The sequence below is a fragment of the Hymenobacter baengnokdamensis genome, assembly GCF_008728635.1.
Classification (GTDB): Bacteria; Bacteroidota; Bacteroidia; order Cytophagales; family Hymenobacteraceae; genus Hymenobacter; species Hymenobacter baengnokdamensis.
In genome coordinates this window covers 3,559,757-3,583,240 of record NZ_CP044285.1, presented here as the reverse complement: position 1 = coordinate 3,583,240, position 23,484 = coordinate 3,559,757, and the positions used below count along the sequence as shown (strand labels likewise).

Sequence of the window (23,484 nt, the reverse complement as noted above, 5' to 3'; positions counted from 1 at the left end):
TGCTTCGCAGGCTGATTACGCTGATGAGCTGACGTTTCTTTAGTGCTCGGGCAGCTTGGTCAGGATAGCAGTAGCTTTTCCAACCGGGCTGGGTGAAAGAGGCTGCAAAATTACCCCCATTTTACCCTCAATGGCACGGCCAGCCCAGCTTTTTCTTGCCACGTAACAGACCTCAGGAATTATTTTTACCCACTAAATCCCTAATAGACAAGCCAGTCAGCCTGCCGTAGGCAGGCGTATCCGCGAAATCTGTTTAATCCGTTAAATCTGCGGTCTATCTTTGCACCGGCGAGTCAGAACGACCAGCTCCTGCTGAACTCCCCCAGGGCCGGAAGGCAGCAAGGGTAGGTGGTTGAGCGGTGCGATTTTGGCTCGCTTTTTTTTGTCTTTTCCTCTGGTTTCCAGCCGGCCCTGAGCCGCGTTTTGTCTGCCGTGTTTAGGTAGCCAGCGCGTAGCTTTGGGCCGGCTTTTTTATAAGCTGCCTATCTTACTAAACCGCTTGTTCTTGCGAGCACCGCGAAGCAAGGACAAGCGGTTTTACCAGACATCTACCAAATGAAGTTCTTCATTGATACGGCCAACCTGGCCGAAATTCAGGAAGCCGTTGACCTCGGCGTGCTTGACGGCGTAACTACCAACCCCTCGCTGATGGCCAAAGAAGGCATCCGGGGTACCGACGCGGTGATGGCGCACTACCGCGCTATCTGCGACATAGTGGACGGCGACGTGTCGGCCGAGGTCATTGCTACCGACTACGAGGGCATTATCCGGGAGGGCGAGGCCCTGGCCGAGCTGCACCCCAACATCGTAGTAAAAGTGCCCATGATTAAGGAAGGCGTAAAAGCCATCAAATACTTCAGCGACAAGGGTATCCGGACCAACTGCACGCTCATTTTCTCGGCCGGGCAGGCCCTGCTGGCTGCCAAAGCCGGGGCTACCTACGTATCGCCCTTCGTAGGCCGCCTCGATGACATCGGGGCCGACGGCCTGGGCCTGGTTGCCCAGATTATCGAGATTTTTGCCAACTACGGCTACGCCACCGAAGTGCTGGCTGCCAGCGTGCGCCACGTACCGCACCTCATTCAGTGCGCCGAGCTGGGCGCCGACGTAGTTACCTGCCCGCTCAATGTTATCACCGGCCTGCTCAACCACCCGCTGACCGATAAAGGGCTGGCCACTTTCCTGGCCGACCATAAGAAAGTAAACTCGTAGTTTTAATGTGGCAAATGTGGAAGAGGGGAGAATGTAGAAAAATGGCTATGCCAGGTGTAGTCAGCATTTTCAGCTTGCATTAACACATTTCCACATCTTCCACATTTACCACATTCTTTCAGTGTACATCATCAAAGTAAAGGGCAAGGCCAAAATTCCGGACTACATCCAGCTGCGCGATGAGAGCTTCGTGCTGATTGCCTATTTCCGGGCCGACCGGCCGCTCAAAGACCTGCACCGCTACGGACTGGAAGGGCAGGAGGTACCACTGGCATCCGTTATAGCGGAGCTGGAGTTTGGCAAGCTTCGCAAGCTGGAGCTGTAATTGATTAATTGCTATAAGTATATTATTTCATATTTAGCAAGAGAAAAAAATAGAAAGATTTAATAGTTCATATGCTGCTCATGAGTTTGGTTATTGCTTTGATTATGCTTGACCACGTTCCGTAGTAAGAGCTTATTCTGCGGAGAGGGTCAGGCTAATACGTTAACCAGATACCTGTAAAAAGTATGAAAAAGCCCCCTTTCTTACTGTTGGCGTTTCTCTTTTGTGCCTGCTTGGCGCAGGCGCAAATACCAGGCACTGCCAGCCGGCAAGACAGTGCCATCAAACTCAACGTAGCTGGGTATGGACGGTACTCAAGAGCATTCTATACAGTTAATAATGAGCCAGTTACCAACGCTACTATTAAACGGCTGTTAAAATCGTATCCAAAATCTGCTGTTGAGCTGCGTAAGTACCACGCCCAGCAGCGATTAGCGATTGGGTTGTTGCCCCTATTTCTGGCTGGTATAATTATAGGTGGTGTGCAGTCGGATAAACACCCGTACGACCCAGGCTCCCGGTTTAGCAAGGCGCCGGTTCCCTATTCAATTGGGCTGAGCGCTTGGCTGGGGAGTATTATTATTGCGGTAAGCAATGCGCATTATGGCAAAGCCATTGAGGCTTATAATAGTAAGTTTAAAAATTAAGTAGCGATGGCTTATATACTTCCCACTAACTAACTTTGAAACTTGACCGAGCCGATAATTGAGCTGCACGGAGCCACCATTACGCAGGAAGAGCGGGCGGTGCTGGAAAATGTATCGTTTGAGCTGGGCAAAAGCGAATTTGCTTACCTGGTAGGGCGTACCGGGTCGGGCAAATCATCTATTTTAAAAACGCTATATGCTGACCTGCCGCTGCTAGTGGGTAGCGGTACTGTGGCGGGCTTCGACCTGGCGAGCCTGCCAGCGGGCAAAGTGCCTTACCTGCGCCGCCGGCTGGGTATCGTGTTCCAGGATTTTCAGCTGCTGAGCGACCGTACAGTGAGTGAAAATCTGTTGTTTGTGCTAAATGCAACTGGTTGGAAGGGCAAGGCTCGCAAGCAGCAGCGCGTGCAGGAGGTGCTCACGCAAGTGGGGCTGAGCGGCGTGGGTGCCCGCATGCCGCACCGCCTCTCGGGTGGCGAGCAGCAGCGCGTGGTGATTGCGCGCGCCCTGCTCAACGAGCCCGTGCTGCTGCTGGCCGATGAGCCCACGGGCAACCTCGACCCCGAAGTGGCCGACGGCATCATGGAGCTGTTTCGGGAAATCAACCACGCCGGCACGGCGATATTGATGGCGACGCACAATTTTCAGCTGCTCGAAAAATACCCGCACCGGGTGCTGACGTGCAAAGATGGGGCGCTGCTGGATTCGGGCCGGCGCTAGCATACTCGTCGCTACCGATGCTGGCCGGCTTATCTATTCTGATTCCCGTTTACAACCGCAGCGTTAAGGTGCTGGTCGAGAGTTTGCTGCGGCAAGCTCCGGGCTGGCTCGGAGGCTTTGAAATCGTGCTGCTTGATGATGGCTCGGCCGCCGAATTTCAGCGCCAAAACCGACTGCTGGCGCAGCTGCCGAGCGTGCGCTACGAAGAGCTGCCTGCCAATGTAGGCCGCGCTGCCATTCGCAATCGCCTGGCCGTCCGCGCCCGCCAGGAGTGGCTGCTGCTGCTCGACAACGACAGCCTGCTGCCCGCCGGGGCGCCGTTTCTGGCGCGTTATGCCCAGGCTGTGCAGGACCAGCGCGGGGCCGGCCTTTTTATTGGTGGCACTACTTACGAAGCCACGCCCCCCGCCGACCCGGCGCTGCAGCTGCGCTGGCTCTACGGCCGCGCCCGCGAGATGCGCCCGGCGGCCGCGAGGCAGCGTGACCCCGGCGGGCAGCTGACTATTAATAATGCCCTGATAAAGCGGCAATTGCTATATCGATTTCCGCTTGATGAGCGGCTGAGCGGCTATGGCCACGAAGACACCCGCTTTGGTCTGGCGCTGGCGCAAGCCGGCGTAGTCGTGCAGCACCTCGATAACCCCGTGCTGCACGATGGCCTGGAGTCGGCCACGGTTTTTCTGGAAAAAAGCCGGCAGGCGGTGCATAATCTGGCGCAGGTGCTCCGCACCGATGGACTGGGCGCCGACACGCGCCTGGCGCGCACCGCCCGCCGGCTGCGCCGGCTGGGGCTGGCGCGTGCCGCGCTGGCCGCCCTGGCTAAGCTGGAGCCGGCTTTGCAGCGCAATTTACTGTCGCCCCGGCCCGATTTGCGCGCCCTCGACGCCTTGAAGCTGCGCTGGCTGCTGCAAGAGCTGGGTTAGCTGGCCGGTGCCAGTATCTTTGGTCTTCGGCGAATCCTTAAAAACAGCTAGCTTGCCTGAGTTACTACCCATTCATTTGCTCGATTTGGCCGCCGAGCATGCCCCTTACCAACCCGAGCTGGATGCGGCCTGGCAGGCAGTGCTGCGCGAAGCGGCGTTTATTCAGGGTCCGGCCGTGGGGCAGTTTGCCGCCGAGCTGGGCGCCTACCTGGGCAATGCCCACGTGGTGCCCTGCGCCAACGGCACCGATGCCCTGACCCTGGCCCTCATGGCGCTGGAACTGCCGCCCGGCACCGAAGTTATCGTACCGGCGTTCACCTACGTGGCTACGCTGGAGGCTGCCGCCCTGCTGGGGCTACGGCCGGTATTGGTTGATGTGTTGCCCGATACGTTCAACATAGACCCCGCAGCGGTGCGGGCCGCGCTTACGCCGCGTACCGGGGCCGTGGTAGCGGTGCATCTATTCGGGCAATGCGCTGATTTAGAAGAATTAAACGCTATCTGCCAGGAATCGGGCGTGGCCCTTGTCGAAGACAATGCCCAGGCGCTGGGTGCCACGTTTACCTTCGCCGGCGGCGAAACCCGCTACGCCGGTACGGTAGGTGAGGTAGGCACGACCTCCTTCTTCCCGAGCAAAAACCTGGGTTGCCTGGGTGATGGCGGTGCGCTTCTTACCCGCGATGCGGGCCGCGCTGCTCTACTCAAACAGCTGGCCAATCACGGCCAGAGCCGGAAATACTATCATCAGCGCATTGGCCTCAACTCGCGCCTCGATACCCTGCAAGCCGCCCTGCTACGCGTGAAGCTGCGGCACCTGCCCGCCGCCCAGGCCGCCCGCCAGGCCATAGCCGCCCGCTACGACGCGGCGCTCGGCGGTATTATCGGCCTACAGCTACCAGCCCGCGACGCGCGCAGTAGCCACGTTTTTCACCAGTACACGATTAAAATGACTGGAGCCGACCGCCGCGACGCTCTGCAAGTGCATCTGCAACAGCGCAGTATAGCTAGTGCGGTTTATTACCCATTACCGGTGCATCAGCAGCCAGCTTATACTTATTTGTACTATAAGCTGGGTCAGTTTCCGGTGGCGGAGAACTTATGCGGGCAGGCTTTGTCGCTGCCCGTGCATCCGTGCCTGACGCTGAATCAGCAGGAATACATTATTGCCAGCCTGCATACATTCTTTGATGTTTGATTCAGTCTTGTGAGCGACTACCTATCTCCCGTACGCTTCGTTATCTGCGGCGTGGGCCACATCGGCCGGCGGCACGCAGCTTTAGTAGCGCGCCATGACGGAGCGGTGCTAGCGGCCCTCATAGACGTGCGCGAGGACTTGCGCGCCGGTCTGGCGGCCGAATTCCCCGGCGTACCATTCTACTCTTCACTCCAAGAATACCTGCAAAGCGGACCCGCCGCCGACGTGCTCACCGTAGCTACGCCCAATGGCCTGCACGCCCCGCAAGCCATTGCCGCCCTCCGGCACGGCCTGCACGTCGTTGTTGAAAAACCCATTGCGCTCCATAAAACGGACGCCGAAAGTATTGTGCATACGGCTTTGCAAACCGGCCGCCTGGTGTTTGGGGTGATGCAAAACCGCTACTCGCCGCCCGCCGCCTGGCTCAAGCAGGTGGTAGGAGAGGGCCGGCTGGGTCAGGTGTTTCTGGTGCAGCTCAACTGCTTCTGGAACCGTGATGCCCGCTATTATCAGGCCGGCGGCTGGAAGGGCACGCAGGCGCTCGATGGAGGCACGCTTTTCACGCAGTTCAGTCACTTCGTAGATTTGCTTTATTGGGTGTTTGGTGATATTACCAACATTTCGGCCCGCTTCCGCGACTTCACGCACCAGGGAATTACCGAGTTTGAGGACAGCGGCCTGGTCACCTTCGACCTTGTGCGCGGCGGCAGCGGCACGCTCAGCTACAGCACCGCCGTGTGGGACCGCAATCTGGAAAGCTCCCTGACGGTGGTAGCCGAGCGCGGGGCGCTGAGAATCGGCGGCCAGTATATGGATAAAGTTGACTATTGCCACTTGCAAGGGTACGCCATGCCCGCGCTGCCGCCGACCAATCCATCCAACGACTATGGCCCGTACCAGGGCTCGGCGGCCAACCACGTGCAGGTGATTGAAAACGTGGTCGCTACCGTGCAAAAGCGCAGCTTTGCCACCACCAACGCGCTCGAAGGCCTGAAAGTGGTGGAAATAATCGAGCGGATTTACGCCCTGCGTTGAAAGAATGTCTATTGCCCAGACTCCTCAAGCTGCTAGTTGGCGCCGGCTGCTGCGCCGCGTGTGGCCCTGGCGGCGCTGGCTGCTGGGTGGGCTGCTGGCCTTATTACTACTGCCTTATGTGGCGCTGTGCCTGTATAGCCAGCCTTATTGGGACGACTACGACTACGCGGCGCTGGCGCGGCGCGTGGGGCAGTGGCCCGCCCAGCGCTACCTGTATATGCATTTCACGGGCCGCTATTTCACCCTGCTGCTCACGCGGCTTAATCCGCTTGCGTATGGCTGGCTGCCTGGGTTTAAGTGGTTGTCTTTGGGCTGGCTGGGTGCTACGCTTGTGGTGCAGGCCCTGGCGCTGCGGGTGTTGGCGCGGCAGCGCCTGAGTTGGCGCGCGGCGGCCGGCTGGTCGGGGGCGCTGGTATTGGCGCAGCTCTACGTGATGCCCAGCCCATACGGGGCATTCTACTGGTTTTCGAGTGCCGTAGTGTATCAGGTGCCGGTTATTCTGGCGATGCTGTTTCCGGTGGCGGCCCTGCAGGCAGGGCGTGCGCCGCATTTCGCCGGGCGGGCCGCCTGGTACGCCGTGGCCGCGCTGGCCCTGCTGGGCATGGTAGGGAGTAACGAGCTGGCGTTGCTGCTGGCGGCCTGGTTTCTGGGCTGGTGCTGCTGGCTTAGCTACCGCCGCGCCAGCTACCCGGCCCTTCGCCGCTGGCTGGGGCTGGCGGCCGTGGCGCTGGCGGGCGCGCTGGTAGTGGTGCTGGCCCCCGGCAATGCTATTCGCTTACAGCACGAAAACCCCGGCCTGGCTATTCCGCTCTACAAGGTTGCCGGCCGGGCTCTGGCCCAAACACTGCTTTTCCTCACCGAGCCCCGGCAACTCACGGCGCTGCTGGTACTGCCCGTATTGCTGGCCCAACCGGCATATCGCTACCGGCACCTGCGCCCCGCCGGCCTGCGGCTGTCGGCAGGTCAGGGCGTGCTGTTTGTGCTCGGGGGGCTAGGGCTGCAAATGCTGTTTCTGAGCTTCACGGCCTGGGGCTACCCGGCCGCTCGCACGCTTAATTTTTTGTGGTTTAGTTTGTTGGCCAGCTGGCTGTTGGTAGGGTGGGCCACGCTGCCGGCCGAAGGGCCGCGCCGGCCTGGCCCGCTGCTGCGCCGCCTGCGGCTCCCGGTGCTGCTCTATGCGGCGCTGCTGGCGGGCGGCGGTACCGAGCGTGCGGCCTGGCGCGAATTACTCGAAAATGCCCCCGCCTGGCAGCGCCAGCAAGCGGCGCGCACGGCGGCTATCGAAGCGGCAAAGCAGGCCGGTGCCCGCGAGGTGAGCGTGGAGCCGTTACGCGGCATTCATCCCCAGAATGTGCTCATTATCGGTGAAACGCTCAGCCCGGATGCCCGCGCCCGCTACAACCAGGACGCCGCCCGGTGGTACGGCCTCGACTCCCTGCGGCTCAGCCGGCCGGGCCTAGAGCCAGCCAATGTGAACCTGCATTAGCCAAACTTGTAGCTACCTTTGCCCTGTCAAGTCTGGCTTACGGCCCTGCTTGTTTTTATACCGAGGCGCTGAGAGATAGGCTCTGCGACGCGCCGGCAACCCCCGCCCCGTGGCGGAACGGTGCCAACCGAACGGCGGCCAAACTATGGTCGCCCCTATAAAAGCCCGTGGCCTTTTCTGTTTTGCGTTCTGGTTCCTGCTGCTCAACTTTTGGCGTATCGCTGTGCGCTGCCCGGCCCATCACAGGCGGTTGTTGTTGTTGAGTAGTGTAAGCGTAAGCTTGTCAAAAAGCCGGTTTTAACTTTTTAGTGGGTTGACTACGACCGGCCGGGCGCGACTGCGTTGCGGCGGGCGGGTCTGTTTAAACGCAAAATATAGATTTTGCGCTATGTTATGATGCTGAAAAAATCTCTGGAGCTGCTGCGGCAGGAAGCCGCCGAATCGGGCACGGGTACGCTGAAGCGCAGTCTGAACGGCGTGAGCCTCATTGCCCTGGGTATCGGGGTTATTATCGGAGCGGGGCTGTTTTCGCTCACCGGCATTGCGGCGGCCAACAACGCGGGGCCGGCCGTTACGCTTTCCTTTATCGTGGCGGCCGTGGGCTGCGCCTTCTCGGCGCTGTGCTACGCCGAGTTTGCCGCGCTGGTGCCCGTGGCGGGCTCGGCCTACACCTATTCCTACGCCACGATGGGCGAATTATTTGCCTGGATTATCGGCTGGGACCTCGTGCTCGAATACTCGGTGGGGGCCGCCACGGTCGCCATCAGCTGGTCGCAATACCTGCTCAAGTTTCTGGGGAAATACGGCCTGCACCTGCCTGCCCAGCTGGTGCTGTCGCCCTTCGAAACGGCTACCCTGGCCAACGGCTCGGTGGTGCACGGCTACGCCAACTTTCCGGCCATGTTTATCGTGCTGGCTATCACGGCTATCGTGGTGCGCGGCACCAAGGGCTCGGCGTGGTTTAATGCGCTGGTAGTGGCGCTGAAGGTGGCGGTGGTGCTGGTTTTTATCGCTTTAGGCTGGAAATACATTGACCCCGCCAACTACCATCCCTACATCCCGGCCAACACCGGCAAGTTTGGCGAGTTTGGTCTGAGCGGCATCTTGCGCGGGGCCGGGGTTATCTTCTTCGTGTTCATTGGGTTCGACATCGTAGCCACCATGGCGCAGGAAACGAAAAATCCGCAGCGCAATATGCCCATCGGCATTATCGGCTCGCTGCTGGTGTGTACCGTCCTGTTTGTGCTGTTCGGACACGTACTCACGGGCCTGGCCAATTACACCGAATTTAAAAACAGCGCCGCGCCCGTGGCCATCGCCATCGACAAAACCCCCTACGCCTGGCTGACTTCAGCCGTGATTCTGGCCATTCTGGTGGGCTACACGTCGGTAATTCTGGTTGATTTGCTGGGGCAGTCGCGGGTATTTTTCTCCATGTCGAAAGATGGGCTGCTGCCGCCCGTCTTCTCGCGGGTGCATCCCACGTTTCGCACGCCCATGCATTCAAGTCTGCTCTTAGGCTTGTTTATCAGCTTGTTTGCGGGCTTTGTTCCTATCTCAGTGGTGGGTGAGATGACGAGTATCGGCACGCTGCTGGCCTTCGTAATGGTGTGCCTGGGCGTCATCATCATGCGCCGCACCAACCCCGATGCCCCGCGCAGCTTCCGCACGCCGTGGGTGCCGCTGGTGCCCCTTCTGGGCATCGCCACCTGCGTGCTCATGATGGTGTCATTACCCTGGGAAACCTGGCTGCGACTAATTGTGTGGCTGGCAATTGGATTGGCCATCTACTACGGCTACGGCCGCAAGCATAGCAAATTGCGCCGGCAAGCCGCCCACAACGAGTAGCCGGCCGCTATTCCGTAAACACTTTTCGGCCTCCCGCGCTTATAAAGAAGCCGCTTCGGTAACTTACCGGAGCGGCTTTTTTGCTACCTATAAAAATGCCGCTGACAGCGCCGCATATCGACCGCATTATTGAGATGGCGTGGGAAGACCGCACGCCTTTTGAGGCAATAGCCGCGCAGTTTGGCCTCGGCGAAGGGGAAGTAATCCGGCTAATGCGCCGGGAGCTGAAGCCGGCTTCCTGGCGTTTGTGGCGGGCCCGCGTGCAAGGCCGGGCAACTAAGCACCGGGCTAAGAGCCTGGTCGATGATGCGCGCTTTAAGTCAAATCTGCAGCGGGTAATTTCGAAAAATAAAATTTCGAAGCGCCCGTAATGGCATGACAGTCAGGCAAGCCCCTCGGTTTCTAAAAAAATAACCTGATTTATAGTAGGTTAAGGTAAGAGGGGGCATGTTTTTTGCCAGAGCGCCAGCATAGCTGCTACTGGTATTTAGTCGGGGTTTTCTCGCCGTGATACGGCCCGGTATTCCATTCTGCTCTCAGGCAGTTAAAAGTCAGGTAGTGTGGCGGCTGGGTTTGCAGCTGACTACCAGCTGCGGCTAGCTGCTGCCCTCGTTCGCTTGGGTGTTTACAAGGCTTCCCCAGTTCGGGCGCAGGTCTATTTATCCTTTTCCGCAGCATCGCGGCCGTTTTATGAGCATCAAAAAACTTCTGACCGGCATCACGGCCTTCGACCACATTTCGGCCGGTGGCCTGCCCTACGGCCGCACCACGCTTATTTCGGGTAGCTCGGGCTGCGGCAAAACGCTATTCGGGGCGCAATTCCTGGCCATGGGTATTCAACTTTTCAACCAGGCGGGGGTATTTGTCACATTCGAAGAGCAGGTCGAGGATATTCGTATCAACCTGCGCACGCTCAACTGGGACATCGACGGGTGGGAGCGCGACGGCAAATGGGTATTTGTCGATGCCTCGCAGAAGGATGACGATACGATGCTGGTGGGCGACTACGACCTCAGTGGCTTTCAGGTGCGTCTGGAATATGCAATTACCAAGTGCAATGCCAAGCGCGTGGTGCTCGACTCTATCGGGAGCGTGTTCACCGAGTTTCAGGAAATGAATACCATTCGGCACGAGTTGTTTAAAGTGACGCTGGAGCTGGGCCGCCTCGATACGACGTCTATTATTACCACCGAGCGCACCGAAGAATACGGCAAAGTATCGCGGCTGGGCGTGGAGGAATTTTTGACCGATAACGTAATCATTCTGCGCAATGTGCTGAGCGACGAAAAACGCCGGCGCACCATCGAAATCCTGAAATTTCGGGGCAGTACGCACGAAAAAGGCGAAAACCTGTTCACCATTCACCCCGAGCAGGCGATTGTGATTATCCCACTGTCGGCCATGGATTTGAAGTACCGCTCGTCGAGCGTGCGCGTCACTTCGGGCATTGCCAAGCTCGATGATATGTGCGGCGGCGGCTTTTACCGCGACTCTATTATCCTGGTTTCGGGCTCCATTGGCGCGGGTAAAACGCTGCTGGTTGCCGATTTTATTAACGGTATAAAGGCCAAGCAGGAGCGTTGCCTGCTGCTGGCCTTTGAGGAAAGCCGCGAGCAGCTTTTTCGCAATGCCAGCGGCTGGGGCCACGACTTTGCTAAGCTCGAAGACGATGGCTTTCTGAAAGTAGTATGCATCTACCCCGAAGTATCTTCGCTGGAAGACCACCTGCTTAATATACAAGCGATTGTAAAGGATTTCAGGCCCGACCGCATTGCCATCGACAGCTTGTCGGCGCTCTCCCGTACCTCCACCGATAAAGCTTTTCGGGAGTTTATTATTGCCCTCACGTCGTTTCTGAAGCACCAGGAAATTACGGGTATGTTCACGGTCACTACCACCCTGCTTTCGGGCGGTACTTCCGACACGGAAGGCAATATTTCGCCGCTCACCGATACCATTATTCTGCTACGCTACGTGGAGATGTCGGGCGAGATGCAGCGCAGCCTGTCGGTGCTCAAAATGCGCGGCTCCAAGCACGACTCGTCGATTAGAGGCTTCACTATCAACGATAAAGGTATCAATATTGGTAAGCCGTTTATTGGTGTCAGCGGCATCCTGACGGGTATCCCAATTCGGAGCTAGTCGGCGCCGAGCGGGCACCATCCCATTTAATAAGCACCGTTAATCCGGCGTTATAGTTTTCGCATCTATTATGAGTGAATTTAATTTGCAGCTTTTCGTCAACGGCAAGAGTCACACTTCGGTGCAGGCCATTGACATCCTGAGCACCATCTGCCGGGAGCGCCTCGATGGGCAGTATGAGCTCGAGGTTATCGATATTCAGAAGCATCCCGACCGGGCCGAAGAAGCGGGCATTCTGGCCATTCCGACCTTAATCAGGAAGTGGCCGCTGCCCGTCACGCGCATTATTGGGGCGCTCACCGTGCGCTCGCGCGTACTGGCCGGGCTGGGCCTTTCCAGCCTCGAAGCAATGTAGGGTAGCGGCTTTAGCGCCTAGGTAGCCTGCGCAGCGCCTGCTGCCACAGCGCCGATACTTCGGGCACTACCCCCGTGGCCAGCAGCCCCGCTCCGTAGAGCAGGGTGAGCACGCCGCCCCTTAAGCATAGAGTAAGGTATATATTATCCGGTGCGGGCAACGCCCACGCTCCGGCCGCCGCACCGCTGGCCAGCAGCAAAATGTAGAGAATGCGCAAATCGAACGGCTGCCAGCCAAAGCTGTGCCACACAAACCAGGTGCGGGCCAGGTTGATGCCGGCCAGTGCCAGAGCATTCGAGATAGCTGCCCCGGTGAGGCCCAGGCGCGGAATAAGCAGGTAGTTGAGCCCGATAATACCCACCGACAGGCCCACATTGAAGAGCAGGTCGTAGCGGTAGCGCGGCGACGTAACCACGATAATACCGTTGACGCCCGTGATGCCGTCGGTGAGGCGGCCCGCCAGCAGCAACAGCACGGCCACGGTGCCCGCCGCATATTCGGGCCGGTGAATAAGCGAGTAAATAAAAGGTAAGTTGAGGGCAATCCCCAGCGCCAGGTAAGCGCCGAGCGCAGTAGTGAGGCGGGTGGTGCGGCGATAGAAATCGAGCATTTTCGCAGTGGCCCCTTCCTTCCAGTATTCAGCAATAAGCGGATAAGCCGTTTTGTACAAAGCCCGAAATGGCACCGCCAGTGCAGTACTGATATTGAGCGCAATGTTGTAGATACCCGCATCGGCGAAACTGTGCGAGCCCAGCATCAGCGAGTCGATGGTAATGAGTAGCGTGCCCGAAATGTTGCCCAGCAACGCAAAGCTGCCGAAACGTAGTAGCTCGCTCATGGGCCGCACCCGCAGCACTGCCCGCGTAGGCCGCAGGTGCAGCTCACCAATTACGGCCAGATACCCCAGCAGCAGCACCGATATACTCGCGTATGACCCGAGGTAAGCCAGCACGAAGCCATCAAATGAGAGCAGGCCCATGCCGTAAAGCAGCGCGGCGCCCACAATGAGCAGCCGCTGGAGCACGTCAGTAAGGAAAGAAGAGAACGAGGTGTGAAACAGCGACTTGGTATAGGCTTCGAGCAGGTTGTAGACCAGAATGCAAAGCGCGATGCCGAGCATGACCGCGTAGTGCGGCCCCAGCATAGCGGCATCGTGGGCGTACCAGCGCAGCACCAGCGGCCGGCCCAGCCACAGCACCGCCGCCACCAGCACAAATACGGCCAGCGGCAGCCCCAGTAGCAGCGGCAAAAACCCCGAATGCCCCGCCTCCCGGTTGCGGAAGTACGGAAAATAGCGCAGCGTTGTATTGGTAAAGCCCAGCGCCGATACCAGCGCGCCCATCGTGGCCAGCGACACCAGCACCGATAGGAGGCCCAGCTGCGCCGGCGCCAGCAGGCGCGGCAGCACCAGCGTAGTGTTGACGAAGCCAATGCCCAGCCCCACGTAAGAAATGACGGTGTTGCGCAGACCCTGGCGCTGAACGATACCCAACTCGGTGAATTAGAAATTAAGAATTAAAAACTAGAAATTGGGAGCGGAATCTTCGCTCGCAAACGCCTGCGATATTTCGTGGCCCGTCAAAAATGCCGCCCCCTGCTGGCGTAGGTGCGCCATAATTTCGTGGAATTGCTGCGGGCCGTTTTTCGTATTGGCCGGGTCGAAATTTTCGTTATGCCACAGTACAGAGGCCACGCCGCCGAAGCGTTTTATTTCGGCAAAAATGGGTTGGAGCGCGGGCAGAATCTCGGCTGGTTTTAGCTGCAAATAGTTCGGGTGGTGCAGCGTGGCGTCCATGACGTTCAGGGGAATTTCCAGAAACTCCGCCGCCTGACTACTGGTGAAATCGAACGGGTAAAATGGCTGGCAGTAAGAATTTCGAAAGCCAAAATATTCGGCAAACCCAAGCGTAGAATCGAAAGGGAAACCTGCTTTGTTTACGAGCGTGATTGTTTGGCGCGGTTCCCAGCTAAGGTAGTGAAAACGATTGCCGCGCATAGCCAGCGACCAATGATGCCGCCACGTATTTCGCAACGCTTCGTAGCTGCCGGCCGTGCCCAGAGGGGTGTGAAGGGCCTGCTCGCATCCCGCGGCTCTTAAATTTTGGAGCCGCCGCTCTAAATCAAGAGTTAGCTCGTAATCGGCATTGGGAGTGCCATTTGGCGCTTTTTTGGCGCTCGGTAACATAAAGAACGTAGACTTCGCGCCATGATGCGCCGTACTGGCAGCCACCGCTTCCAGGTTGTCCCAGGCATCGGGCTGGGTGAGGTGCTGCCATAGCAATTTGCCGAATAAGCCGAATTTTCGCTGCTTTAGCGCCGCCTTGGCCGGTGCTTTCCAGGCGCTGCGTAAATTATCAACGTCGTGCGAGATAAAGGCGGCAAATTCGGCCTGCTGGCTGCCCCAGCGGCGCGGGTGCAGCGGCTGGCCGCTTACGTGCTCAACGGCCGTTTTCAGCACGTCGAAATAATAATTGACGACCGGCAGCGTCACGAAATTATACTGCTGCTGCACGCTGGCGCCATAAGGAAAGCGCCCGTGCCGGTCGCGCTCCGACGAAAAATATTCCTGCCAGCCGCTCAACAAATAAAACGCGCCCGAAATAATATCGGCCGCAATAATCGCCTTATTTTCCTGAAAAATAAGCAACGATTCCGCCGTCGCATTATCGAAGAAAAAAGGCACCTGGCGACCCTGCCAGTCGCGCCAGTGCGGGGCGGCCGGGTAAGGTGCGTTGCCGTCGAAAAACCCCGCGCTCAGGTCGGCTATTGCCACCCGCGGCTGCTGGCTGGCGTAGCCAATTGCCACGTCCGGCCCGCCGGGATAAGCCAGCCGGAAATGCCGCAGCACGTAAGCCAGACGCACTTCGGCCGAAACGGGCGCGGGCGAGGCGGGTGGAAGGGTAGGAGGGGGCATGGCAGCCGCGAAATTACGCCGCGCCGACCGGGACCGTCAGCCACTCGCCCAGTCGGCGCAGGGCCAGCTCACGGCTATGGCCCTCATCAGGCGTGCCCAGGCTGGCATTGTAATAACTAGCCCGGCGATATATAGCGGCTGGCTTATGCTGGGCGAGGCGGCGCAGCGCGGCGGCAAGCTCGGGCAGTGTATGCGCCCACTCGCTGAGGCCGTGGGCGGCGTAGCCGTAGTAATCGGCCAGGGTGGGCGTGGGCGAAAACCGGTAATACACGCTGGCCACGTTGAGCAGCGTGGCTTCGAGGTGGGTGCTGGTATCGGCGGCAACCAGGGCATCGTGGGTTTGCAGAAACTGGAACACGTTTTCCTGCTGCGGGTTGCTCCACTGCAAAGCCGGCAGCGCCTGGCGCAGAGCGCTGAAATCGCGGCGGTCGGCAGGATGGGCGCGCAGAGTAAACGTTAGCTCCGGTAGCTCACGCACTAAGTAAATAAGGGTTGTGGTGAGGTCAGGCAGGTCGTCGAGCAGGTTGCAGGCTACGGCCACGCGGCGCACCTGCGGCGCAGTATTACGCTGCTTAAGAAAGTTATCGGCCTTGGGCATGCCCACCAGCCCGACGCGGCCGCGCACGGGGCCGCACTGCCGGTATTTATCCAGTGCGTCCTGACCTTCCAATAAGCTCAAATCGAAGCCCAGGGGCGGGAAGTTAGTGCTCACGCTGGCGTGCTGCACGTAGGCCGTGGGCACGCCCTCGGCCTGGCAGGCCAGCAGCAGGGCGCGGGCGTCGTCGTTGTGGTCGTTGGCAAAGACCACGGCCCGCGGCCGGTAGTGCCGCAGGGCCCGGCGGTACACTTCGTAGTAGCCAATGGCGTAAAAAATCAAGTCGAAAAACCGCAGCGCCCGGCCGCCCACCAGCTGGTGCAAGCCCCGCAGCGCGGCTGGGTACTGCCAGTAGTACAAGATTTTGCGCCGCAGCGACAGCCGGTTTACGTCTTTGCCATAGCGCCCAATGTTTTTGCCCTGGCCCGCCAGCAGCACGGCATCGGGGCGGGCTTCCCGGATAAATCTCAGCGCCTCGTAGTTGTTGGCGCTCACCACGTAGAGCCACACGGCACCAGCCAGCCGGTCGGGGTTTCGAACAGGCTGAAAAAGATGCCCAAGCAGCCGCAGCACGGTGTAGCCCGCCACCCGCCCCAGGCGCTTCAGCGGATTGGCTGGGGAAATGCCGGCCAGCACAGAGGCCGGCAGGGCCGCAAACAAGTCGGTAAAGCGCAGCTGAAGAATATCGCGCAGCCGGCTGGCCAGGGCGCTCACGACCGGGACACCGGTTCGCCAAGCAGGGCGTCCCAGGTAAGGGGGGTGCCGGGCGTGAGGTCGCGAGTGGCGCGGCGGCCCAGCACCACGTCCCAGTGCCGGGGCAGCAGGCCGTCGCCGGGCCGGATAATGCGCAGGTTATCAGCAGTGAATACCTCGCCGGCAGCTACGGGCCGGGCCACGTAGATGCTTCGTTTGAAGACGCGGCTTTTCTCCTCACTGGGCTGCACGCAAAGCTGCACCGTGCCCAAAGCCTGGTGGGCGCGAGTGGTTTCATCGACCAATAGCTTTAGCTCCTCGGGCTCCAGCGAAAAGGCCGAATCGACGCCGCCGTCGGCGCGGCGTAGGGTAAAGTGCTTTTCAATAACGCAGGCACCCAGCGCCACGGCGGCCACGCTGGCCCCCACGCCCATCGTATGGTCGCTCAGGCCCACCGGGCAGCCAAAGGTTTCGGCCAGCACCGGGATGGTGCGTAAGTTGGTAGTAAGGGGAGAGGCTGGATACGTGCTGGTACATTTTAACAGCACCAGCTCGCGGCAGCCAGCCTGGCGCAGCACCCGCACGGCCTCGTCGATTTCGCTGAGCGTAGCGGCTCCGGTGCTCACAATCACGGGTTTGCCGGTAGCAGCTACGCGGCGCAGCAGCGGCCAGTGAGCATTTTCGAAGGAGGCAATCTTGTAAGCGGGCACGTCGAGAGTTTCCAGAAAGTCGACCGCCGACTCATCAAACGGCGAGCTGAAGGCCAGCAGGCCGTGCTGGCGCGCCCGCTCAAAAATGGGCGCGTGCCACTCCCACGGAGTATAGGCTTCTTTATATAGCTGGTACAGGCTTTTGCCCTCCCACAGCGATTGCCCATCTTCGCGAATAACGAAGCCGGTATCCATGCTGATGGTATCGGCAGTGTAGGTCTGAAGCTTGAGGGCGTGGACCCCGGCGGCAGCGGCGGCATCCACGAGGGCCAGCGCCCGGTCGAGGCGCTGGTTATGATTGCCCGACATCTCGGCAATAATAAACGGCAAATGCGCCGGCCCAACGGGGCGGCTACCAATCGTAATTTCCATGAGCAAAAACCAGGACTAGGCTGCCGGAGCAGCTATCCACACGAAGGTAAGGCCGCCCGCCGGGCCTGCCGCCTCGGCCTGCGCAAACCCCGCCCGCCGGAAAGCCCGGACGGAAGCTTCATTATCTGCTTTAACCTCCCCCAGCACGCGCTGCACCCGCGGAAACTGCGCCAGCACAGCGCGCGTACCGGCTACCAGGAGGGGAGCGGCCCAGCCCCGTCCCCGGTAGTCAGGGCCGAGCGAGTAGCTAAGCGTAGCCGTTATTTCGGCTTCGTTAGCCGTCGAAATTGAAAAGCGAATAAGGCCCGCTGCTGCCCCGGTATCGGTTGTTTCGGCCAGCAGCAGCAGGTGGCGGTCGGGCGCGGCCAACTGGCCAGCCAGCCAGGCTTCGTGGCGGTCTGGCAGCACCGGCTCGGGCGCAAATGACTGCCGACGCGTGGCGGGGTCATTGGTCCAGGCCAGCAGCTGCGCGGAGTCTTCGGGCTGCACGGGCCGCAGGCGCAGCGGAGCCATTGGTAGGCGCAGGGCCGTAAACTCCTGCCGGAGTCGCCGGGGGGCCAGCCCGTCGAAATAGCGGCGCTGTACTTGACGTAGCTGGGCGGCCAGGCGCGGGGCCTCGTCGGCGGTCAGCACGTTGGCCGCCGTAGTATAAGGCAGCGCCAGGCCAGCGCTCCGCATAAAATGGTCAAGGTCCTGCTGGTTTTCGGCAGTGGGGCGCAGCAGCAGCAAGCCGCCGCTTACGGCGCAGTACTCGTAGCTGATGGTGCTGGGCGACAGCACGGCCGCTCCGCAGGTGCGCATCAGCGCCGCCAGCTCGGCGGCAGAAAGGGCGCGGTGCAGCCGCAGACGGCCGGGGTAGGTAGCAGCCCACTGGTATAGCTCGTCCGGGGCAGTGTAGGCGCTGCCCACCACCACGTGAACCAGCGCCACGGCTGGCAGAGCCAGCAGAACCTCGGCTGTAGCACGGGTGAGCTGGCGCGGGTCGGCTCCGCCCAGGCATACCAGCACCTGCGTGGCCGAAGGGCTTGCAGTGTGCTGCTCAGCTGACTGAAAATCAGCGCGCAGCGGGGCGTAGCCCGGACCGGTTAGCAGGCGGCAGGTGGGCGGGCGCAGGTAGGCCGAAGCGGCCACGCCGCCTGCCGGATTCAGCACCAGGTCGGCGGCAAAAGGAAACGCGTGCAGGTCGTCGAGGCACACCAGGCGGGCTGCCAGTGGGCGCACCAGCTGCTGATACGCATAGTCAAAGCTGTATCCGTCGAGCACCAGCACATCGGTTGGCTGAAGCAGGGCGGGCATACTTTCGGCCGCTTCGGTGGCTGGCGCAGCGGGCGGCAGCTCCGTCAGCGCGAGGCCCGCGTTGCGCAAGAGCGCTTGTACGTTCTCATCGGGTGCCTGAATGAGGAAGTGGATTTCCCCAAAATCAGCCCGCAGAATTTCGGCCAGCGCCAGCAGCCGCATGAGGTGGCCCAGCCCGATACGACTGTTCCCATCGGCTCGCAGCACGAGCCGGGGCAACGCCTGTTGGGGGGTATCATTAACCGCGAAAGTGTCAACCATTCTGCAAATAAAGGCGGCCCGGCTACGCCCGCACCTGCTCATTATGCCGGTTAATATCGGCCAGCCACGGGTAGCGGCCCACCAGAGCCGGCAGTCCGGCCGGGTCGGTCAGCGAAAAAGCTGGTCCCAGCTCCGTAAAAAGCAAGCTTAGCAGCGCATAGTCGCTGGGGTAGTCAACGGTCAGGCGCAATGCCGCCACGGCGGGAGATACCGTCAGCGCCAGCGTTTCAACTCGAAACAGCTCGGGGTGGCGGCGCAGGTAGGGCGTTACGTGTTCGCGCTCATCGGACTGGCGGGCCTCGGCGTGGGCGCGCCGGAGCGCAGAAGTTTGCATTACCTCAATATTAGTGCCCAGCGGCAGCCCGGTAGTATGGGTATAATCGGCCCCGGAGACCAGGTGATGCGCTACGGCCTTATCCAGAAAAACCGGGTCGAGCGCCGGGTTGTCGGCCGTGAGGCGCACGACAGTATCGGCCGGGCCAGCCTGCGCCAGCGCGCCGGCAAAGCGGCCGAGCACATCCTGCTCATCGCCCCGAAATACCGTTGCGCCCAGACTAATAGCCAGCGTCGCCAGCTCATCATCAAGCGGCTGGGTAGTCGTTGCAACCATTATCGTTTTCGTCGAAGCAGCGCGTTGCGCCCGCCTTACCACGTGCCCCAGAATAGTAGCGGCATTGCCCACCGCGCCGAGCGGCAGCGGCAGGCGCGACTTGCCGGGCAGGCGCGACGACCCTAGCCGGGCCTGAATAATAACAATAACCTGCGGCGACTCCAGCATATAGGCCTGCTTTTAGCGGATAGTCCAGCCGCCATCTACTACCAGGTTGTGGCCGGTGACAAAATTCGACGCGGGCGAACTGAGAAACACAAACGCGCCCGCTATATCCTGGGGCTCGCCCACGCGGCCCAGCGGAATGCGCCGCCGCAGCTCGCCCTCAAAATTGGTGTTCTGCCGCACCTTGTCAGAAGGAAAGGCTCCAGGCGACACGCAGTTTACCTGAATATTCTCCGGTCCCAGGTACGAGGCGAAGTACTTGGTTAGCTGAATCATCGCTGCCTTGCCCGCGCCATAGTGCGGCGGATTCAGAAACTGCGGCGCGTCGGCGTAGGCCTCGAAATCGGGGGCCACCAGGCCGTACATGGAAGCCACGTTGATGATTTTGCCGCTGCCGGTTTCGCGCAGGTAGGGCAGCACCTCGCGCAGGCAGCGGTAGGCGCTGCCCACCGAGCCGTCGAGGCCGAGCGCAAAATCGGCGTCGGGCAGCGCATCGGGCTGCTGGCCGCGGCTGTAGTAAGCGTTGTTGATGAGCACGCTGGGCGGCCCGTAGAGGTCGAAGCTCTGACGGAAAGCTGCCTGCACCGAAGCCGTTTCGGCCACGTCGCAGAAAACGAAATGCAGGTTGTCGGTAGGCGCTCCGAAAGTTTTGGCAAATGTTTCGGCACTACGCCCCAAGGCAATAACCTGCGCCCCGTGAGCCAGCAAACCGCCCACAATGGCTTGGCCGAGGTGGCCATATGCCCCGGTCAGCAGCACAGTCTGGCTGCGCAGGTCGAACATCGTGCGGTAAAACGAATCGGTCAGGGGCGCGGCGGCCATGCGTAGGGAAGAATAAAAGTGTCGGTAGTTTCGGCCAGCCCGGTCAGGGCTGGCCGCAGGGCTTCCACGGCGTGAGCATAAGCAGCGGCAGTCAGGTTTTCGCGCAGGTTCTCTACCGAATCGACGCCAATCACGGCCCGCGCCACCCCCGGCGCGTAGGCTGCAAACAGCAGTAGGGCGGCTGGCAGTGGCACGCCGGCTGCGGCGATGAGTGCCCGCAGCTGGGTCAGCTTCGGGGCTAGTGGTCGGAAAAAGTCGGGTAAGTCGGTTGGGTCGCGCAGCAGCAGGCCCTGTAAAAAAGCCGACCGCACGTGTACCTCCACGCCTTGCGCAGCCAGCCGGGGCAACACCGCCGCAAAGCGCTGGTCGAACACACTATAAGGCACTTGCACGAGGTCGATATCCCAGCCTTCAGCCAGCAGCCACTCGGCTTCGTGCGGATGGTAGAGCGACACGCCGATGTGGCCCACCTGCCCGGCCGCCCGGGCGGCCCGCAGCGCCGACCAGGCCCCCGGCTCGGCCTGCAGGGGGCCAAAAGCGTGAAATAATACGCCGTAGAGCCGTTGCCGTCGCAGCCGCGCCAGCGAGGCCGCGAGGTGCTGCGTTACCTGCGCCGCCGGCCCGGCCGGAATTTTGGTGATTATAGAGAAAATTGAATATTGTCCCGCCAGCTCACCCAGCCGCACCTCGCTGTTGCCGTAGGCGGCCGCAGTGTCGAGCAGCGTGAGGCCAGCGGCCTGGGCCGCGGCCAGCACCTCGGCCACGGCGGCGGCAGTTGGCTGGCCGCCGTGGTTGTTTATGCCGTAGGCCAGCCCAAACTGGGCCGTACCCAGTGCCAGGCGCTGGGTTAAGGCCTGCAGTTCGGGCGTAGCCACCGTGCTCACGCTGGGTTTCGGGCTAAAAATTCCTGCACGCAGTCGATAACGTACGCCTGCTCGTCATCGGTGAGGGTGGGGTAGAGGGGCAGGCTCAGACAACGGGCGTAGTAGGCTTCGGCAGCCGGAAAATCCCCGGCTTTCCAACCCAGCTTCTCGTAGTAGGGCATGCGGTGTACGGGTACGTAATGTACCTGCGCCAGAATGTTCTTGCCGCGTAAGAACTCATAAAGCCCGCGCCGGTCGGCTACCTGAATCACGTAGAGATGGTAGGCGTGGCCGGGCTGGCCGGGCGCCAGCACCTCCACGCCCGGCGTGGCGGCAAAGGCGGCATCGTAGGCGCGGGCCAGCTCGCGGCGGCGGGCCAGCCCGGCATCGGCCCTCGCCAGCTGGCTGATACCCAGCGCGCACAATATATCAGAAATGCGATAGTTGTAGCCCAGCTCCTGCATCTCCATGTACCAGCCGCCCTCGTCCTGCCGCAGCAGGCCGCTGGCTTCGCGCTCGATGCCGTGGGTGCGCAGCCGGCGCAGGTGGCGGTACAGCTGCTCGTCGTTGGTGGTTATCATGCCGCCCTCGCCGGTGGCAATGTGCTTCACGGGGTGGAAGCTGAAGATGGCCAGCTCGGCCAGCTGTCCGCTGCCGCAGCGGCGTTCAATGCCTTGACTATCAATAAAAAAGCCTCCCGGCGCGTGGCAGGCATCCTCAATTATCCAGAGGTCATACTCGTCGGCCAGCGCCCGGGCTTCTTCCATGTTCACGGCCAGCCCGGCAAAATCGACGGGTATGAGCCCGGTAAAAAAGCCTTTGGGATGGGCTTCGAGCAGCTGCCGCACCTTTTGCAGGTCGAGCAGACCAGTGGCTGGGTCGATATCGGCAAAATACACTTCGCCGCCGCAGTAGCGCACGCAGTTGGCCGAGGCCGCGAAGGTGATAGGCGTAGTGATAACGCGCTGACCCGGCTGCACTTGCAAGGCCAGCGCACACAGGTGCAGGGCGGCCGTGCCGTTGCTGACCGCCACGGCAAACTTCGCGCCTACATAGGCCGCAAATTTCTCCTCAAACTCCGCCACGCGTGGCCCCTGCGTAAGAAAGTCGGAGCGGAGCGTAGCCACGACGGCGGCCACGTCCTCGTCAGTGATATGCTGGCGGCCGTAGGGCAGCGGGTGAGTAGGGATAGTTTTCAACCTGAACAGGAAAGAACAGTAAACCGTAAGTTAAGCTATACTTCAAAAGTAGCGTCAACGTGCAGCCGGATTTCCTCCCGAATCTGCTCGGCCGACAGCCACTCATTGTTATTGGCCGAATCGTAGTGAAAGTCGGTGGGCACGCGCCTGGCCCCGAAGTGCTGAATGAAGCTTTCCTCCTTCCAGCCGGGCGAAGTGGTGGGCAGAATGACGTAGTAGCGGTCCAGCTCCACCGTGCTCAGGGCATCAGTCTGGGTTATCATTTCTTCGTGTAACTTTTCCCCAGGCCGGATGCCCACAATGCGCTGCTCGCAGTCGGGGCCGATGGCGCGAGCCACTTCCGTAATTTTATAGGAAGGAATCTTGGGCACGAAAATCTCACCGCCCCAGGAGTGCTCCAGGGCATACAGCACCAGGTCCACACCTTCTTCGAGCGAGATGTTGAAGCGCGTCATGTCGGGGTGCGTGATGGGGAGCACGCCCGTGTGGCGCTGCTGCAAAAAGAACGGCACCACCGAGCCGCGCGAGCCAATTACGTTGCCATAGCGCACCACCGACAAGCGCAAGTCTCTGGAGCCCTTCATGTTATTGGCTGCCACAAACAGCTTGTCCGAACACAGCTTGGTGGCGCCGTAGAGGTTGATGGGCGCGGCAGCCTTGTCGGTACTCAGGGCCACTACGTGCTTTACGCCGCAGTCGAGCGAGGCATTAATAACATTCTCGGCACCGAATATATTAGTTTTAATACATTCCATCGGATTGTATTCGGCGGCCGGCACCTGCTTCAGGGCTGCGGCGTGAATGATAATGTCTACGCCTTCGCAAGCCCGGTGCAGACGCTCGGCATCGCGCACATCGCCGATAAAAAAGCGGATAGCCGGGTAGCTGCTGTGCGGAAACTCCTGGCTCATCTCATATTGCTTCAGCTCATCGCGCGAGAACACAATGAGCCGCCGCACGTCGGGGTACAGCTTAAATACGGTGCGCACAAACTGCTTGCCGAAGGAGCCGGTGCCGCCGGTAATGAGCAAAGACTTGCCGTTGAGGTCGAGAGCCATGAAACTGGAATAGGAAACCACAAAAATAGGTGCTCCTG

At 60.4% G+C, this 23,484-nt stretch carries 22 protein-coding genes, 1 other RNA gene and 1 riboswitch; of the genes, 13 read left to right on the top strand and 10 right to left on the bottom strand.

From position 1 onward, the window contains the following. Positions 1-285 precede the first annotated feature (285 nt). The 13 genes from ffs to F6X24_RS15305 all read left to right on the top strand — a co-directional run bounded on the left by ffs (position 286) and on the right by F6X24_RS15305 (position 11,888). Positions 286-382: signal recognition particle sRNA small type (gene ffs / locus F6X24_RS15365), an RNA gene on the top strand. A 173-nt stretch (positions 383-555) separates the two neighbouring features. Continuing rightward, positions 556-1,212: a fructose-6-phosphate aldolase gene (gene fsa / locus F6X24_RS15360; protein WP_151088855.1), complete on the top strand. Its 657-nt coding sequence runs from the start codon at positions 556-558 to the stop codon at positions 1,210-1,212. 121 nt (positions 1,213-1,333) lie between these two features. After that, positions 1,334-1,537, top strand: coding sequence for a fructose-6-phosphate aldolase (locus F6X24_RS15355; protein WP_151088854.1), 204 nt, complete (start codon positions 1,334-1,336; stop codon positions 1,535-1,537). Positions 1,538-1,722: 185 nt separating this feature from the next. After that, the gene (locus tag F6X24_RS15350; protein WP_151088853.1) at positions 1,723-2,184 is read left to right on the top strand and encodes a hypothetical protein; all 462 of its coding nucleotides are present in this window, start codon (positions 1,723-1,725) and stop codon (positions 2,182-2,184) included. Positions 2,185-2,226: 42 nt separating this feature from the next. Then, positions 2,227-2,904 (top strand): cell division ATP-binding protein FtsE, encoded by a 678-nt coding sequence (locus F6X24_RS15345; protein WP_151088852.1) that lies wholly within the window; start codon positions 2,227-2,229, stop codon positions 2,902-2,904. Positions 2,905-2,921: 17 nt separating this feature from the next. Beyond that, positions 2,922-3,827 (top strand): glycosyltransferase family 2 protein, encoded by a 906-nt coding sequence (locus F6X24_RS15340; RefSeq protein ID WP_151088851.1) that lies wholly within the window; start codon positions 2,922-2,924, stop codon positions 3,825-3,827. Between the two features lie 52 nt (positions 3,828-3,879). Continuing rightward, complete coding sequence (locus tag F6X24_RS15335; RefSeq protein ID WP_229725145.1) at positions 3,880-5,022, top strand: DegT/DnrJ/EryC1/StrS family aminotransferase; 1,143 nt, start codon at positions 3,880-3,882, stop codon at positions 5,020-5,022. Between the two features lie 9 nt (positions 5,023-5,031). Beyond that, positions 5,032-6,057 carry a Gfo/Idh/MocA family protein gene (locus tag F6X24_RS15330; protein WP_151088850.1) on the top strand — a complete coding sequence of 342 codons (1,026 nt, stop codon included), beginning with the start codon at positions 5,032-5,034 and terminating at the stop codon, positions 6,055-6,057. A 4-nt stretch (positions 6,058-6,061) separates the two neighbouring features. After that, positions 6,062-7,543 carry a DUF6056 family protein gene (locus tag F6X24_RS15325; RefSeq protein WP_151088849.1) on the top strand — a complete coding sequence of 494 codons (1,482 nt, stop codon included), beginning with the start codon at positions 6,062-6,064 and terminating at the stop codon, positions 7,541-7,543. 52 nt (positions 7,544-7,595) lie between these two features. Continuing rightward, positions 7,596-7,707: riboswitch (SAM riboswitch) on the top strand. A 232-nt stretch (positions 7,708-7,939) separates the two neighbouring features. Further along, a complete protein-coding gene (locus tag F6X24_RS15320; RefSeq protein ID WP_151089641.1) occupies positions 7,940-9,391 on the top strand; it encodes an amino acid permease in 1,452 nt (483 codons plus the stop codon). A gap of 95 nt (positions 9,392-9,486) precedes the next feature. Next, positions 9,487-9,762, top strand: a complete 276-nt coding sequence (locus F6X24_RS15315) for a TIGR03643 family protein (RefSeq protein ID WP_151088848.1) — start codon at positions 9,487-9,489, stop codon at positions 9,760-9,762. Positions 9,763-10,081: 319 nt separating this feature from the next. Next, a complete protein-coding gene (gene kaiC, locus F6X24_RS15310) occupies positions 10,082-11,533 on the top strand; it encodes a circadian clock protein KaiC (RefSeq protein ID WP_151088847.1) in 1,452 nt (483 codons plus the stop codon). Between the two features lie 70 nt (positions 11,534-11,603). Beyond that, the gene (locus F6X24_RS15305) at positions 11,604-11,888 is read left to right on the top strand and encodes a circadian clock KaiB family protein (protein WP_151088846.1); all 285 of its coding nucleotides are present in this window, start codon (positions 11,604-11,606) and stop codon (positions 11,886-11,888) included. Between the two features lie 10 nt (positions 11,889-11,898). Here the strand turns inward: F6X24_RS15305 and F6X24_RS15300 are convergent, their stop codons facing one another. From F6X24_RS15300 to pseB, 10 genes are read right to left on the bottom strand one after another with little or no spacing between them, the layout of a single operon-like run. Next, the gene (locus F6X24_RS15300; protein ID WP_151088845.1) at positions 11,899-13,380 is read right to left on the bottom strand and encodes a lipopolysaccharide biosynthesis protein; all 1,482 of its coding nucleotides are present in this window, start codon (positions 13,378-13,380) and stop codon (positions 11,899-11,901) included. Positions 13,381-13,410: 30 nt separating this feature from the next. Beyond that, on the bottom strand, positions 13,411-14,802 hold the full coding sequence (locus tag F6X24_RS15295; protein ID WP_151088844.1) for a DUF7033 domain-containing protein: 1,392 nt from the start codon (positions 14,800-14,802) through the stop codon (positions 13,411-13,413). A 13-nt stretch (positions 14,803-14,815) separates the two neighbouring features. Then, positions 14,816-16,111, bottom strand: a complete 1,296-nt coding sequence (locus F6X24_RS15290) for a hypothetical protein (protein WP_229725143.1) — start codon at positions 16,109-16,111, stop codon at positions 14,816-14,818. Next, positions 16,108-17,172: a pseudaminic acid synthase gene (gene pseI, locus F6X24_RS15285; RefSeq protein WP_151088843.1), complete on the bottom strand. Its 1,065-nt coding sequence runs from the start codon at positions 17,170-17,172 to the stop codon at positions 16,108-16,110. The genes F6X24_RS15290 and pseI overlap by 4 nt, the downstream gene beginning before the upstream one ends. Positions 17,173-17,187: 15 nt before the next feature. Then, positions 17,188-18,729 (bottom strand): UDP-2,4-diacetamido-2,4,6-trideoxy-beta-L-altropyranose hydrolase, encoded by a 1,542-nt coding sequence (pseG, locus tag F6X24_RS15280; protein WP_191906346.1) that lies wholly within the window; start codon positions 18,727-18,729, stop codon positions 17,188-17,190. Between the two features lie 22 nt (positions 18,730-18,751). Then, positions 18,752-19,507: a cytidylyltransferase domain-containing protein gene (locus F6X24_RS15275; RefSeq protein ID WP_151088841.1), complete on the bottom strand. Its 756-nt coding sequence runs from the start codon at positions 19,505-19,507 to the stop codon at positions 18,752-18,754. Between the two features lie 12 nt (positions 19,508-19,519). After that, positions 19,520-20,326, bottom strand: coding sequence for an SDR family oxidoreductase (locus tag F6X24_RS15270; RefSeq protein WP_229725141.1), 807 nt, complete (start codon positions 20,324-20,326; stop codon positions 19,520-19,522). After that, the gene (locus F6X24_RS15265; protein ID WP_191906345.1) at positions 20,308-21,201 is read right to left on the bottom strand and encodes an aldo/keto reductase; all 894 of its coding nucleotides are present in this window, start codon (positions 21,199-21,201) and stop codon (positions 20,308-20,310) included. The genes F6X24_RS15270 and F6X24_RS15265 overlap by 19 nt, the downstream gene beginning before the upstream one ends. 5 nt (positions 21,202-21,206) lie before the next feature. After that, entirely contained in the window at positions 21,207-22,379 is a 1,173-nt protein-coding gene (pseC, locus tag F6X24_RS15260) for a UDP-4-amino-4,6-dideoxy-N-acetyl-beta-L-altrosamine transaminase (RefSeq protein WP_151089638.1), read from the bottom strand. 44 nt (positions 22,380-22,423) lie between these two features. Next, positions 22,424-23,446 carry a UDP-N-acetylglucosamine 4,6-dehydratase (inverting) gene (pseB, locus tag F6X24_RS15255; protein ID WP_151088839.1) on the bottom strand — a complete coding sequence of 341 codons (1,023 nt, stop codon included), beginning with the start codon at positions 23,444-23,446 and terminating at the stop codon, positions 22,424-22,426. Positions 23,447-23,484: the final 38 nt, after the last annotated feature.

What these genes read in the sequence shown, in the direction of transcription:
- fsa (WP_151088855.1), top strand. Translation starts at nt 556, where the DNA reads ATGAAGTTCTTCATTGATACGGCCAACCTGGCCGAAATTCAGGAAGCC.
- F6X24_RS15350 (WP_151088853.1), top strand. Translation starts at nt 1,723, where the DNA reads ATGAAAAAGCCCCCTTTCTTACTGTTGGCGTTTCTCTTTTGTGCCTGC.
- F6X24_RS15340 (WP_151088851.1), top strand. Translation starts at nt 2,922, where the DNA reads ATGCTGGCCGGCTTATCTATTCTGATTCCCGTTTACAACCGCAGCGTT.
- F6X24_RS15325 (WP_151088849.1), top strand. Translation starts at nt 6,062, where the DNA reads ATGTCTATTGCCCAGACTCCTCAAGCTGCTAGTTGGCGCCGGCTGCTG.
- F6X24_RS15320 (WP_151089641.1), top strand. Translation starts at nt 7,940, where the DNA reads ATGCTGAAAAAATCTCTGGAGCTGCTGCGGCAGGAAGCCGCCGAATCG.
- F6X24_RS15315 (WP_151088848.1), top strand. Translation starts at nt 9,487, where the DNA reads ATGCCGCTGACAGCGCCGCATATCGACCGCATTATTGAGATGGCGTGG.
- kaiC (WP_151088847.1), top strand. Translation starts at nt 10,082, where the DNA reads ATGAGCATCAAAAAACTTCTGACCGGCATCACGGCCTTCGACCACATT.
- F6X24_RS15305 (WP_151088846.1), top strand. Translation starts at nt 11,604, where the DNA reads ATGAGTGAATTTAATTTGCAGCTTTTCGTCAACGGCAAGAGTCACACT.
- F6X24_RS15295 (WP_151088844.1), bottom strand. Translation starts at nt 14,802, where the DNA reads ATGCCCCCTCCTACCCTTCCACCCGCCTCGCCCGCGCCCGTTTCGGCC.
- pseI (WP_151088843.1), bottom strand. Translation starts at nt 17,172, where the DNA reads ATGGAAATTACGATTGGTAGCCGCCCCGTTGGGCCGGCGCATTTGCCG.
- pseG (WP_191906346.1), bottom strand. Translation starts at nt 18,729, where the DNA reads ATGGTTGACACTTTCGCGGTTAATGATACCCCCCAACAGGCGTTGCCC.
- F6X24_RS15275 (WP_151088841.1), bottom strand. Translation starts at nt 19,507, where the DNA reads ATGCTGGAGTCGCCGCAGGTTATTGTTATTATTCAGGCCCGGCTAGGG.
- F6X24_RS15270 (WP_229725141.1), bottom strand. Translation starts at nt 20,326, where the DNA reads ATGGCCGCCGCGCCCCTGACCGATTCGTTTTACCGCACGATGTTCGAC.
- pseB (WP_151088839.1), bottom strand. Translation starts at nt 23,446, where the DNA reads ATGGCTCTCGACCTCAACGGCAAGTCTTTGCTCATTACCGGCGGCACC.